This window comes from Cobetia sp. SIMBA_158 (assembly GCF_046566945.1).
GTDB classification, from domain to species: Bacteria; Pseudomonadota; Gammaproteobacteria; order Pseudomonadales; family Halomonadaceae; genus Cobetia; species Cobetia amphilecti.
The window spans coordinates 1-320 of sequence record NZ_JAWJYL010000164.1 but is presented as its reverse complement, the minus strand read 5'-3'; the positions used below and the strand labels follow the sequence as shown (position 1 = coordinate 320).

Sequence of the window (320 nt, the reverse complement as noted above, 5' to 3'; positions counted from 1 at the left end):
CTGGTAGGACCAGGCGGATTTGAACCGCCGACCTCCACGATGTCAACGTGGCGCTCTAACCAACTGAGCTATGGTCCTGAAGTGTGGCAGATGACACAGGAACACTTGAAACATACCGTGGAACGGCTTGGTAGGACCAGGCGGATTTGAACCGCCGACCTCCACGATGTCAACGTGGCGCTCTAACCAACTGAGCTATGGTCCTGAATCAAGTGGCGTGATGTTGCCATCAGTGCCGTTGCTGGTAGGACCAGGCGGATTTGAACCGCCGACCTCCACGATGTCAACGTGGCGCTCTAACCAACTGAGCTATGGTCCTG

3 tRNA genes are annotated in these 320 nt (G+C 55.9%); all 3 read right to left on the bottom strand.

Going from position 1 to position 320, the window contains the following annotated elements:
- Position 1 precedes the first annotated feature (1 nt).
- Positions 2–78 (bottom strand) — tRNA-Val (locus R2R70_RS19460).
- 50 nt (positions 79–128) lie between these two features.
- Positions 129–205 (bottom strand) — tRNA-Val (locus R2R70_RS19455).
- A 37-nt stretch (positions 206–242) separates the two neighbouring features.
- A tRNA-Val gene (locus R2R70_RS19450) sits at positions 243–319 on the bottom strand.
- Position 320 lies beyond the last annotated feature (1 nt).